This is a genomic window from Microbulbifer agarilyticus (genome assembly GCF_019800665.1).
Lineage (GTDB): Bacteria > Pseudomonadota > Gammaproteobacteria > Pseudomonadales > Cellvibrionaceae > Microbulbifer > Microbulbifer agarilyticus_C.
This window is the reverse complement of sequence record NZ_JAHVKO010000006.1, coordinates 57,438-69,772: the sequence shown is the minus strand read 5'-3', so window position 1 is coordinate 69,772 and position 12,335 is coordinate 57,438. Positions and strand designations below refer to the sequence as shown.

Sequence of the window (12,335 nt, the reverse complement as noted above, 5' to 3'; positions counted from 1 at the left end):
CAGGGAAGAATTCTTACATTGCGCAGTGAATTCAATGACCGTATACGCAATACCGGCCCGATCAGCTCAGAAAGAATTGCTGGATACCCAGCAGTACATTGGTGGTTGCGACCGACGCAAGAATAAGCCCCATTATGCGACTGACAATACTCGCGCCGGCATCGCCAATCCAGCGGTAAATCCAGTTCGCGGTGAGTAACAGCAGCAACACAATACCCAGTACCGCGAGCATCGCGGTGGCGGTATTCACCTGGTGAATGGGGTCAAAACGGTGGTTATCGGTCAGCACTACCGCCGCCAACATGGCACCGGGGGAGGCAATGGAGGGTACCGCGAGGGGAAATATCGCGGTTTCGTGGCCCCCGCGGATAATATCGACTTCCTGCTCGGGTTTGCTTTCACCAAAAATCATGGTGAGTGCGAACAGGAACAGTACGATGCCGCCGGATACCTGAAACGCGGACAGCGGCACGCCAATGGCCTCCAACAGGTACTGACCGGCCAGTAAGAAGAACAGCAAAATGCCCGTGGCCACTGCTACCGCAAGCAGCGCAATCTTGCGTCGCTGCCATTCACTGTGGCGGCTGGTCACGGCAATAAACACCGGCAGGGTGCCTACCGGGTCGATCACTGCAAAGAAAAAGACAAAGCTACTGAGCCAATCGTCCAAGTGATCTCCTGCAAGCCCGTGCTAGTATCGGAAAAATATGGGAGAGGCTTCCAACAGAGTTTAGTGCATGACAAACCATTCCCCGACCGCGCGCCGTATCGCCAAAACCATCCTCAATGGCTTTGACGCCTATTTCGCGGATTTCCAGAATATGACCCTCGGGGCAAAAGCCCGCTTTGAAAAGGCCGCGTGGGATGCGGTGCACGAGACCAACAAGGAACGCATCGACCTGTATAAGACCAAGGTCAACCAGGTTCTCAAGCTGGTGCACTCGGTCACCAGCAAAGACACCACGCAACTGGAGCTATGGGGCCAGGCCAAAGCCACCTACAGCCAGCTTATTGCCAACAACAACAATTACGAGATTGCTGAAACCTTCTTCAACTCGGTGTTCTGCAGCCAGTTTGATCATGCGCATATTCACGACAGCCATATCTTCGTGAAATCCTCGCGCGCACCGGACGAAAAGCCACTGCGCGACTACAGCATTTACATCAGCTACAACGGTCAACATGGCCTCGAAGCCATGATTGAAGACATCCTGGCGGATTACAGCTTTTCCATTCCCTGGGAAGATACCGCGCGCGACCTGCGCAATGTCTGCGATGCCTTGCGCAATGGACCGCTGGCGGGGAAGCTGGAGTCACTGGAGGACGAGCACCAGCTGCGCGTGGACATGCTGGAATCGGTTTTCTACCGCAACAAGGCCGCCTATCTGGTTGGGCGACTGATGTTTGGCGGTGAGGTAATCCCGCTGCTCCTGCCGTGTTTAAACAATGGCCGTGGCGGCATCTTTGTCGACACCCTGATCTACGACAACGATTCCACCAGTATCATTTTCAGTTTCACCCGCTCCTACTTTATGGTGGACGCGCCGATTCCCTCACGGTTCGTGCGCTTCCTGTCCACCATTATGCCGCTCAAGGAAAAGTCGGAGCTGTATAACTCCATCGGCTTCCACAAGCACGGCAAAACCGAGTTCTATCGCCATGTCATTGCCCACATGAAGACCAGCAACGACAAGTTTGTGATCGCACCGGGCATTAAGGGCATGGTGATGAGTGTGTTCACGCTGCCGTCTTACCCGGTGGTATTCAAGGTCATCAAAGACAAATTCGACAACCCGAAGACGGTGACCGAAGCCATCGTCAAAGAGAAATACAAATTCGTATCCCGCGCGGACCGTGTGGGACGCATGGCGGACACCCAGGAATACACCAACTTTATTTTTTACCGCAACCGCTTCAGCGAGGAGCTGCTGGCGGAGCTTCAGCAACTGGCGCCTTCGAAACTACTGGTGGATGACAAGTGGATCATCATCAAGCACCTGTATGTGGAGCGGCGCATGGAACCGCTCAACCTGTATCTCGACGACGCCAACGACCAGCAGACCATTGAGGCCATGGAGGAATATGGCAACGCCATCAAACAGCTGGCGGCGGCGAATATTTTCCCCGGCGACATGCTGCTGAAAAACTTTGGTGTGACCCGCCACGGGCGCGTGGTGTTTTACGATTACGACGAGCTGTGTCCGCTTACCGAATGTAACTTCCGCAAGATCCCGGAACCGCAGACCACCGAGCAGGAGCTGGCAGACAGACCCTGGTACACGGTCGACGAGGCCGATGTTTTTCCGGAGGAATTCCGCCTGTTCTTCTCCGGCAACCCGGTGGCGCGCAAGGCCTTCGAAGACCAGCACAGCGACCTCTACGACTACCGCTACTGGCAGGGTCTGCAGGAGCGCATCCGAGCCGGACGGGTGGAGAGCACCTTCCCGTATCGCCGCAAGGTCCGCTTCAAGCGCCCTTCGCGCAAGCCGAACCACTGACTTCAAAGTCGCGGTTTGATCGGCCTCCCGCTGCGTGCGTAGATGGGAAAAAAGCCCGCTAACAGCGACTATAGTTAGAGGAGCGGATTGATACCGAGGAGGTAGGAAGTGCGGTATTTCAGCGGTAGCGCACTGTGCGCGGGCCTGGCGCTGTGGGGCGTCACATTGACTGGTTGCGGTTATCTCCCCAGCGAAATGGACGGCAAGCCAAAAGCCGCCGAGGCCAAGCCCCAGGACGCCACCACTGAGGTGTTCAACCATGTCGCCAGCTGCGGTACCCGTGCCAAGGGCTACAAGCTACTCTCCTTCAGCGACCTGTATGTCACCACCAACGATCCGCGCTTTCCCTTCCAGCGCGCCAGCAACCTGCCCGGGAATTTTGATGTCCGCGCCTATGTGTGGGGCTTCCAGAGCTGTGAAAGTCTCAGCGACTGCAATAGCGGTGACCACTACTGGCTGATTGGACGCGGACCCGGTGATGACTTTTCTACCTGGGTGGTCACGCCCCAGTTCCCGCGCATTACCATCAGCTCTTCCTGCCGCAACAAACTCAAGGTCGGTGAGCGCTACCGCTTTTCCTTCAGCAACGGCCAGCTCACAGGATTTAGCAGGAACTAAACTGCACGATTCTTGAGGTAGCGGTAAATCGCATCCTGTGAGCGCACATTGCGCTTGCTGTCGCGATTGGCGATGCGACTATTGGTCTGCTCCGCATCCAGTACCCGCGCCTTCTGATTATCCTGCCATTGCAGCTCCAGGATGTTCATCACCGTTTCACGATGTTCTGCCGCCAACAACGGGAAGGTCACTTCTACCCGGTGATCCAGATTACGGGTCATCAAATCCGCCGACGAGAGATACACCTGCGGGTCGCCGCCATTGTGGAAGGCATAGACCCGCGCATGCTCGAGGTACTTATCCACCAGGCTAATCACCTGAATGTTTTCGGACAGTCCTTTCTGCTCACATTGCAGCGCACACATACTGCGCACGATGATCCGCACCCGCACCCCCGCCAGATTGGCGCGGTACAGGTAGTCCACCACTTCGCGATCCACCAGGTTGTTACATTTGATGAATATTTCCGCCGGCATGCCCGCCTCGGCCGCGGCAATCTCACGATCAATCGCCGCGAGGATATTCGGTCGATTACTGTGGGGGGAACTCCAGATGTGGTGGTAATTCGGTTGCAGATGTGGCTGCTTGATAAAGTCGAACACCCGGTAGGCATCCTGCCCCATTTGGGTATCGCTGGTGAGCAGGCTGAAATCGCAATAAATACGCGCGGTACTTTCGTTAAAGTTGCCGGTGCCGAAATGGCTGTAATAGCGATCACTGCCGTTTTCTTCGCGCACAATGGAAATCAACTTACAGTGCACCTTGAGGCCGGGCACACCGTAGATCACCTCCACGCCCGCATCACTCAATTCATTGGACCAGTGAATATTGGCCTGCTCATCGAAGCGCGCCTGTAGTTCCACCACCGCGGTAACCTGTTTCTGGTTGCGCACCGCATTGATCAGCGCCGCGACGACCCGCGAGTTTTTTGCCACCCGGTATAAGTTGATGCGAATTTGGCGCACCTTGGGATCAATTGCCGCCGATGCCAGCAGCTTGGTGATCACGCGAAAATCGTGATACGGGTAATAACACAGGCGATCCCGTTCGTTCAGCCAGTCAAAGATGTTGGCACTGTCCGGCAAGGTAGGCAGCGGCTTGATCGCCCGGTAGGTGTGCTGTTTGCTGTCCGCCGGAAAACTCATGAAGTCCTTCGAGTTGTGGTAGCGCCCGCCGGGTGTATAGCTGTCGTAGCGCCCCATTTTCAGCTTCTTCTTGATCAGCTGCAGCAGCACTTCCGGCATGGTGGAATCGTAAACCAGCCGCACCGGCTCCGCCTGCTTGCGCTTCTTCAGGGATTTCGCCACGCGGTCAAGAATGTTCTGGGTCACATGTTCACCCAGCTCCAGCTCGGCATCACGACTGATTTTGAAGGTAAAGGCAGCCGCCTTTTCGATGGGCAATACATAGCGGAACACTTCCACCAGACAGGCGCGGATCACATTATCCAGAACGATATAAACCTTCTCCTGCTTGTCCTCCCGGTGCGGAATCGCAATAAAGCGCGGCAGGATATCAGTGGGAATCTCCAGTGCGGCAAAGCGCAGGCTGCCGTCTTCCAGCTCCAGGTAAATACCGAAGTAAATACTCGCTTCATTCAGCAGCGGCATGGTATCGCGATCGTCGATAAAGAAGGGTTCCAGCTCCGGCAGGACTTCGCGGTGGAAATACTCCTCCACATATGCGCGCTGCTTGGGCGTAAGCTGGCGCTCACTGATCAGGTGGATATTGTTCTTGCCGAGGTCCTTCAGTACCTTGCTGTAGGCGTTACCAAAGCGCGCGTGCAGGCGCGCCGCCATCTCATTGATATTGATCAGCAGCTCGGAAAAGCTCTCTTTCTTTTTGCTGCCCTTGGTAAACGTGGCCAGGCGGCGGACATCCGCCACACGAACCCGGTAGAATTCGTCCAGATTGTTGGAGAAGATGCCAAGAAAACGCACCCGCTCAATCATTGGCACGCTTTCATCTTCTACTTCCTGCAGCACCCGTGCATTGAAGGAAAGCCAGCTGAGCTCTTTGGGATATAGAGGGGTGTCGTTTGCCATACTCTTTACTGCATTTGCCGGGGAAGGCATATCTGCACTGGGCTCTATAGTGGTCGCGACGCCCGGCGACAGTGCAAGATTATTGGGTTTCAAAACAGTACCTTCCATTGAAGCCATAGTTCATTGACCGACAGTTTGCTACATTTTTATTGCAACCATTTGACAACCATAACCATGATTGACCCCGCCGACGCCGCCAGCCAGGACGCCAACCACGAACGCCTCGCGGCCCTGGATCTTGGCTCCAATAGCTTCCACTTACTGCTGGCTGAATTTCGCGATCAGCGTATGGTGCGGCTGCACACCGATCGCGCCATGGTGCGCCTGGCGGAAGGGTTGGGCGCCGATCGCAGTCTCGATCCGATAGTGGCGGAGCGTGCACTGGAGGCCCTGCGGCGTTTCGCGCCGGTGATCCAGGACCTTCCTCAGGACAAAGTACGCGTAGTGGGCACTAACACACTGCGTGCGGCCAGCACGCGCGCCGACGGTTTTCTTGAAGAAGCCGAATCCATCCTCGGCGCTCCCATCGAAATCATCTCCGGTATCGAGGAGGCGCGCCTCATTTACGCCGGGGTTATGGCTGCCGCAGAAGGCCCGCCCTGTTTACGTTGTGTCGTCGATATCGGCGGCGGCTCCACCGAGCTGGTGCGAGGTATGGAAGTCCCGCGGCAACTGCAAAGTGTCAATATGGGTTGTGTGGCCTTCAACCGCCGTTTTTTCAGCGACGGTAAAATCGATGGCGGCAAGCAAAACAATTTCATCCGCGCGCGACGTGCCGCCCAGGCGGAACTACAGGAGCTGCAGCATATTGCCGACGATGCCCTGGTGATAGGCGCATCCGGCACCGTGAAGTCGGTCTCGCGAGTTCTCAACGATGGCGAGCTACTGCCAATCTTGCGCGAGGACATCGATGCGCTGGCGGACAAAGTTGCCAAATGCAAAACTGTCGAAAAAATCGACCTGCCTAACCTCGACCCGCAGCGTCGTCCGGTATTTGCCGCTGGCCTTGCCATACTGCACGGCATATTCCGCGAACTGAATATCCAGGAAATGCATATATCGCCCTATGCCATTCGCGAAGGTATCGTCTACGACCTGGCGGGCCGCGCCCACGGCGGTGACCGCCGTGCCGACACCGTCGAAAACCTGATGGAGCGCGGCGAGATTGACCGCGACCAGGCAAAACGCGTAGCCAATACCGCGCTGCAATTTTTCGGCCAGTTAAATCCGCACGCACCGGTGAGCCAGCGGCGCCTGCTGCACTGGGCAGCGGACCTGCATGAACTCGGTCTGGCGCTGTCGCACAGCAGTTTCCGCAAACTCGGTTCCTATATGATCGAGCATGCAGACATGGCCGGGTTTAGTAAAAGCGAACAGGAAAACCTGGCCTATCTGGTGCGCAACCAGCGTGGTGATATCAAAGCCGTGCGCGAACACTACGGGTTCCACCCCAACAATGATTTATTGTTGTGCCTGCGCCTCGCCTGTATCGTGCACCGGGATCATGTGGACCGCGCCATCGATGGCCTGCAGCTCTCCGCGGATGGCCCCGGCTATCGACTGCAGGCCCCTGAAGACTGGTTATACGCCCACCCGGCCATTGAGGATCTCCTGTATATGGAGGTCGAGTGCTGGGAAGAAAAATCGATAAGAGTGAAACTGATTTCCTCGTGACTACTGACATCGCAAGCAGTCTCAAGCTGCAGCACCAATACGCAGACCTGGGGCCGGTATTTGGCACCCCCACATCGCCCACGCCGCTGGAAAACCCCCATACCATCCACGTGAACCCATCGGTAGTCGCACTGCTGGGATTGCCCCCGGCAAGCGCCGAGGATCTCGCTTGGGCAGAACTCACCAGTGGCGCCAAGCTGTTTACGGGCAGTGTGCCCTTTGCCATGAAATATACCGGCCACCAGTTTGGCAGTTACAACCCCGACCTCGGCGACGGCCGTGCGCTGCTGCTTGGCGAGGTAGAGTATCAGGGACAGCGCTGGGACCTGCACCTCAAGGGTGCGGGGCAGACACCCTACTCGCGATTTGGCGATGGCCGCGCGGTATTGCGCTCAACCATTCGCGAGTATCTCGCCGGCGAGGCGCTCACCGCGCTGGGAATCCGCAGTACTCGCGCACTGAGCATCGTTGCCAGCAGCGAACCGGTGGCGCGGGAAAAGATGGAAACAGGGGCGGCGCTGATCCGGGTGGCCGAGAGTCACATCCGCTTCGGCCATTTCGAGTATTTGTTTTATACCCGCCAGCTGGAGGCACAACACAAACTGGTCGAGCATGTGTGCGCGCAGTTTTTACCGGAAGTGAATGGCCTCCCGGTGCAGGAACAGGCGGAAGCGTTGCTGCGCTTTACCGTGCGACGCAGTGCAGAGCTGGTGGCCGGCTGGCAGTCCGTAGGCTTCGCCCACGGGGTATTGAATACCGACAATATGTCGATTATCGGCGATACGTTTGATTTCGGCCCCTACGGTTTCCTGGACGATTACGAACCCGGGTTTATCTGCAACCATTCCGATCATACCGGGCGCTACGCGTTTGACGCGCAACCCGGTGTAGTGCTGTGGAACCTGAATGCACTGGCCCATGCATTTTCCAGTTTACTGGACACCGAAACACTGAAGGATTGCCTGGGCCAGTACCAGCCCCTGCTGATCGATTTTTTCGCCGAACGCATGCGACGCAAACTCGGGCTTGCCCTCGAAGACGATGGCGACCAGCAGCTGTGTGCGGATCTATTGCAGATTCTGGAATCAGGGCAGGTGGATTACACACTGTTCTTCCGCGCCCTGAGCCATTACTGCGGCGAACGGCCGGCAGTGAGCCTGCACGCGCTGGTCGCCCCGGTGCAACACCAGGCGCTGGACGACTGGCTGTCCCGTTACGACCAGCGCCTGCAAAAGGAGCAGCGACCGGCAACAGAACGCAGCCACGATATGCTGCGCACCAATCCCAAGTTTGTGCTGCGCAACTATCTTGCCCAGCGGGTGATCGAAGCCGCCGAGGCGGGTGACTACGGGCCACTGGCAACCCTGTTCACCCTGCTGCAATCACCGTTTGATGAACACAGCAAGTACGAAGACTGGGCTGCTGCGCCACCGGAGTCTGGCAAACATCTGCCGATCAGCTGCTCTTCGTAACAAGAATAAGCGCGCGCCAAACAACGCTCACCCGGATTCAGCGGGCCAAACGATAGGTTCTACACTCTCTACAACAAGGTAAATATCCCAATGCGGAGCGTGACCTTAAAACATGTTATGGTCAGCTTTGATTACTTGCGATGGAAGCTCTTATGAAAAAACATTTCCTGGCCATGACCGCCGTATTCACCGCCCTGCTGCTCAGCACTCAGCTGGCTTTTGCCGATGTGGTGGGACGCTGGAAAACCGTTGACGACGAAACCGGACAAGCCAAGTCCATCGTGGAAATCTACGAGAAGGGCGGCAAATACTACGGCCGCGTGGTGGACCTGCTGATGAAGCCGGACGACACCGTATGTGAAGCCTGCCCCGGCGCCAACAAGGGCAAGAAAGTTGTTGGCATGGACATCATCACCAACATGGTGAAAAAGGGCGATGTGTACGAAGGCGGCCAGATTCTCGACCCCACCAAAGGCAAGGTCTACGACTGCAAGATGTGGGAAGAAGGCGGCAACCTGATGGTGCGCGGCTACCTGGGTTTCTTCTACCGTACCCAGACCTGGTATCCGGCGGACTGATACTCACGGTGTAAACACCAAATAAAAAAGGAGGGCCTGAGCCCTCCTTTTTTGTGTGTAGATCGATGGGGGCGACGCTGGATACGATTTATCCGCTAGGCATCGCGGATCCTTTCTGACAGCGTTAATTAACTAGAATCGCAGCTGCACCCGTACCGCACCAACCGTGGCATTGTCACGACTGGTTTCATGCGGATGCACTCGCTGCAAATCCGCGGTGATACGCAGCCAGGGTGTCACAAACAGGTTATAGAAGGCTTCTAACCCCTCTTCATCTTCAATGAAAAATGTCGGGTCGAAGGGCATAGACCCGCCAACTTTTGCCAGACCGCGGACCAGGTCGTCACTCAGGCCGTATTTAAAATAGCCGATACCCCAGTGATCCTGTGTACGGCTCGGAAACAGCCCCTGCCCGCCGAGGCCGGCGATAAAGTGCCATTTCAATGGGTTGGGGTTACCATCGGAAATGGCCCCTTCCGCAAACAATCCCCAGCCGATATCCGGGCTTTCTGGATAGTGATAAAGATATTGCTGCACCCGCGTACTGAGGTACCAGTAACCATCTTTCGTCAGGATCGATTCAGCGGCCTCTGGAAGATCGATGAGCGCCGGAATAGTGGCGAGGTCGAGCCCTTGCTTTGAACTGTATACACCACGTACGCCATAAAACCCTTTTTGACCTGAAATGGTCACCGGAAAAGTTACCGAGAGGCTGGTGGTGGTGCCATCGCGAAACGGATGACGGATAACGTCGTAATCCTGAGCATTGCGTGGGTCATAGACCATCAGGGTAAAACCTGCGTGCTCGGCTTTCAGCTTGCCAATTACCCCAAACAGGTAAGGTGGTGTGACCCCGGTAATGGGCGCCGCGAGTGCGGTATTCAAAAAGGTATCGAGACCACCCCCGCCGGTGAGCGGCTTCTTGGCCGCAGCGTCGAGCATATTGAACTTGCCAATGGAAATCCCCCCGCGCTCGCCGAAACTCTGCGAAAGCGTCAGTGCCAGCTCCTGATCACTCCCACCGAGCCTGGGAAAGGCCATTGCGGTATTGAACGGAAATAGCGCCCCGCTCAGAGGATCGTTGGCATCCTCGCCAAAGAGCCATTCCTGATGTGCGTTGAGTGAAAGTCCGCGCCACAACCCGGCCTTGGCCAGATTTACATTGACGATCAGATCGCCCTTGCCGCCATACTGCCAACTCTTGTGTCCGTCCCCCGCGGTGATGCCTTGGGAGAACTGGGTCAGCCAAAGATCAAGGTCTACCCCACCCTCACGCGCGGCCTGCCGTCTGCCGCCGGGACAGTCAAATAGTGCTGGGCGCGCGCAATATGCGGTGCTGCCGGTCGCCTGCTTGCTCGGTTGCGCGAACCCTAGAGGAGCAGTAACGCTCCCCATTAATACGAATGCGATAAACGCATGTTCCAGCCAATACCTCATGCGGATAGATGTCGCAGTTATCAACCTTCAGGAGAACAAGGAAACACGCTTAGAGCCCATCACGAAATGTGAACCTACCGTCCATCATAGTACCCACCACTTTGGTATCGGCAATCTCTGAAGGTTTCACGTCGAAAATATTCTTTTCCAAGATGACAAGGTCAGCGTATTTTCCAACTTCGATACTGCCTACCTTGTCTTCCATGCGTGCCTCATAGGCACCACCCAAAGTTACCGCCTGCAGGCACTGTTCAAGCGTGATTGCTTGGCTCATTGGCGGGAATACGCGCTGGTCGCTTGGGTTTGACGGGTCCCTCCGGGTTATGGCCGCCTCGCACTGGGTTAATGCCCCCATGTTTTCTCGATTTGTGCTGGGTACATCGGCAGAGATACTTACGTTGGTGCCGCCATCGATGGCGGTCCTGATTTGCTGAAAATACTTGAGAGTCCTCTCTTCCCCGATGGCCGCAGACGTTGCTTCCATCCCCCCACTCCAAGTTGTCGCCCAGATGGGCGTGATATTTACCGGAATTTTGTTTTCCAGCACGCGCTTCATGTCATCCGGATGCACAACAGTAAAATGTTGCAAGGTGTTGCGCGCCTCGACATTGCCGTCTTTCTTTGAGGCAAGGAAGGAGTCGATGGTGTCACGCACCGTCTGGGAACCGTCCACATGCACCGAAACATCAAAACCAGCCTTATTCGCGGCTTTAATTACTTCATCTGTGCGCTGTGCCGATACGCCACGCTTCACCTTCTTGCCTGGTTTATCAGTGAAAGGTTCAATCATAACGGAGGCATGACTGGTATGTACGCCCTCCGGGTGTATCTTGATACCGGCAACTCGAATCAATTCCGTGTCATACATACCTTTCAAAGTTCTGGCATTTTCAACCAACTGATCGACTGATTGCGCATCTGTTTTGTACAGAACCTGCATAAAAGTACGAAGTTTTAGCGTGCCTTGCTGCCGCTGTTCATCCAATAGCTTCAGCGCAGTCTTGTAATCATCAAAATGTCTTGAAAGACTCTTGATATTGGGCGTGATCAGTCCCTGATTTACATAACCTGTGTAGCCGAAGCTTGCCGCCAAGTCGTATAGTTCGCGCTGACTTTCCTCAATCATCTTGTCTGCCTGCCAGGCGCCAGACTCTATAAAGGCGTCCATCCATGCAAACTCTTTTGCGTAACCCGTAGGGTTACCTTTCTCATCACGCACCCATTCAATTAGCCCGGGAACGGGGTCTTCGGTATCTTTATTGACGCCGCCCAATTCCATGGCTTTGCTGTTCATCCACATATCATGCATGGTGTAATCAAGAAGTATCACCGGACGATCGGGAACAATAGCGTCGAGATCCTTGGCCGTTGGCAGTTCATCCATCAGCGCTGGATTCCAGCCGGATCCTCGAATAAATTCTTCATCAGGATTGTCTTCTGCATACTTCGAAATAATTTCCAAGTAATCAGATTTCGACTTCGCCTCGCCCAGCTTTGCGCCCAGCGCCATCCAGCCCGATGCAATCAAATGTTCATGGGCGCTAAAAAAACCCGGCAGCAACATTTTGCCTTTTAGGTCGATCTGCTTGGTTTTATTACCGACAAATTTGGACGCACCCTCTGCATCCCCCACGTAGGTGATTTTGTTTCCCGTAATGGCGACTGACTCCGCCCAGGGCTGCGCCGGATTCATTGTGTAAACCTTGCCGTTGGTGAAGAGGATATCGGCATGCTGTGGCGCGGCACTTGTGAGAGTGCCAAACAAAAAGATCCAGCTAATAAATGAGAGTTTGAGGAAATACTGAGAGCAGCTTTGGCGTATCTTGGATCTCATGACAATGGCACACTTTATGTTAACAATCACCGAGTTACCGGTGCGAATAGCATGTGACATTAAGCGTACAGACAGGAGCGAACACATGCCGTGCGGGCGTCGAAATTCTCTTCACGAGTTTGTTCCGACCTGAAGTGTCCTAAATATAGTGGAAGATTTTTTTGCAGCGGGCAGGTACA

General features: G+C 55.4%; 9 protein-coding genes. 5 read left to right on the top strand and 4 right to left on the bottom strand.

Translation table 11 applies throughout. The features are described from left to right. Positions 1-61 precede the first annotated feature (61 nt). On the bottom strand, positions 62-670 hold the full coding sequence (locus KUV22_RS14910; RefSeq protein WP_222232450.1) for a MarC family protein: 609 nt from the start codon (positions 668-670) through the stop codon (positions 62-64). A gap of 67 nt (positions 671-737) precedes the next feature. On the opposite strand from KUV22_RS14910, the gene aceK reads away from it, so the two are divergent. Both aceK and KUV22_RS14900 read left to right on the top strand, forming a co-directional pair. Continuing rightward, on the top strand, positions 738-2,498 hold the full coding sequence (gene aceK / locus KUV22_RS14905) for a bifunctional isocitrate dehydrogenase kinase/phosphatase (RefSeq protein ID WP_222232449.1): 1,761 nt from the start codon (positions 738-740) through the stop codon (positions 2,496-2,498). A gap of 108 nt (positions 2,499-2,606) precedes the next feature. Then, positions 2,607-3,116 (top strand): hypothetical protein, encoded by a 510-nt coding sequence (locus KUV22_RS14900; RefSeq protein WP_222232448.1) that lies wholly within the window; start codon positions 2,607-2,609, stop codon positions 3,114-3,116. On the opposite strand, the gene ppk1 is transcribed toward KUV22_RS14900, so the two are convergent. Next, on the bottom strand, positions 3,113-5,161 hold the full coding sequence (ppk1, locus tag KUV22_RS14895) for a polyphosphate kinase 1 (protein ID WP_261319594.1): 2,049 nt from the start codon (positions 5,159-5,161) through the stop codon (positions 3,113-3,115). The genes KUV22_RS14900 and ppk1 overlap by 4 nt on opposite strands. 174 nt (positions 5,162-5,335) lie before the next feature. Between ppk1 and KUV22_RS14890 the strand changes: the two genes are divergently transcribed. The 3 genes from KUV22_RS14890 to KUV22_RS14880 all read left to right on the top strand — a co-directional run bounded on the left by KUV22_RS14890 (position 5,336) and on the right by KUV22_RS14880 (position 8,885). Then, positions 5,336-6,835, top strand: coding sequence for a Ppx/GppA phosphatase family protein (locus KUV22_RS14890; RefSeq protein WP_222232446.1), 1,500 nt, complete (start codon positions 5,336-5,338; stop codon positions 6,833-6,835). Beyond that, positions 6,832-8,307 (top strand): protein adenylyltransferase SelO, encoded by a 1,476-nt coding sequence (locus tag KUV22_RS14885; protein WP_222232445.1) that lies wholly within the window; start codon positions 6,832-6,834, stop codon positions 8,305-8,307. The genes KUV22_RS14890 and KUV22_RS14885 overlap by 4 nt, the downstream gene beginning before the upstream one ends. 152 nt (positions 8,308-8,459) lie before the next feature. Further along, positions 8,460-8,885: a DUF2147 domain-containing protein gene (locus tag KUV22_RS14880; RefSeq protein ID WP_222232444.1), complete on the top strand. Its 426-nt coding sequence runs from the start codon at positions 8,460-8,462 to the stop codon at positions 8,883-8,885. A 132-nt stretch (positions 8,886-9,017) separates the two neighbouring features. On the opposite strand, the gene KUV22_RS14875 is transcribed toward KUV22_RS14880, so the two are convergent. After that, complete coding sequence (locus KUV22_RS14875) at positions 9,018-10,322, bottom strand: carbohydrate porin (RefSeq protein WP_222232443.1); 1,305 nt, start codon at positions 10,320-10,322, stop codon at positions 9,018-9,020. A 49-nt stretch (positions 10,323-10,371) separates the two neighbouring features. Next, on the bottom strand, positions 10,372-12,156 hold the full coding sequence (locus KUV22_RS14870) for an amidohydrolase (protein WP_222232442.1): 1,785 nt from the start codon (positions 12,154-12,156) through the stop codon (positions 10,372-10,374). Between the last annotated feature and the right edge of the window lie 179 nt (positions 12,157-12,335).

Bases quoted from the DNA above. Each gene is read 5' to 3' on its own strand.
- aceK (WP_222232449.1), top strand. From the start codon at position 738: ATGACAAACCATTCCCCGACCGCGCGCCGTATCGCCAAAACCATCCTC.
- KUV22_RS14890 (WP_222232446.1), top strand. From the start codon at position 5,336: ATGATTGACCCCGCCGACGCCGCCAGCCAGGACGCCAACCACGAACGC.
- ppk1 (WP_261319594.1), bottom strand. From the start codon at position 5,161: ATGGCAAACGACACCCCTCTATATCCCAAAGAGCTCAGCTGGCTTTCC.
- KUV22_RS14880 (WP_222232444.1), top strand. From the start codon at position 8,460: ATGAAAAAACATTTCCTGGCCATGACCGCCGTATTCACCGCCCTGCTG.
- KUV22_RS14870 (WP_222232442.1), bottom strand. From the start codon at position 12,156: ATGAGATCCAAGATACGCCAAAGCTGCTCTCAGTATTTCCTCAAACTC.
- KUV22_RS14875 (WP_222232443.1), bottom strand. From the start codon at position 10,322: ATGAGGTATTGGCTGGAACATGCGTTTATCGCATTCGTATTAATGGGG.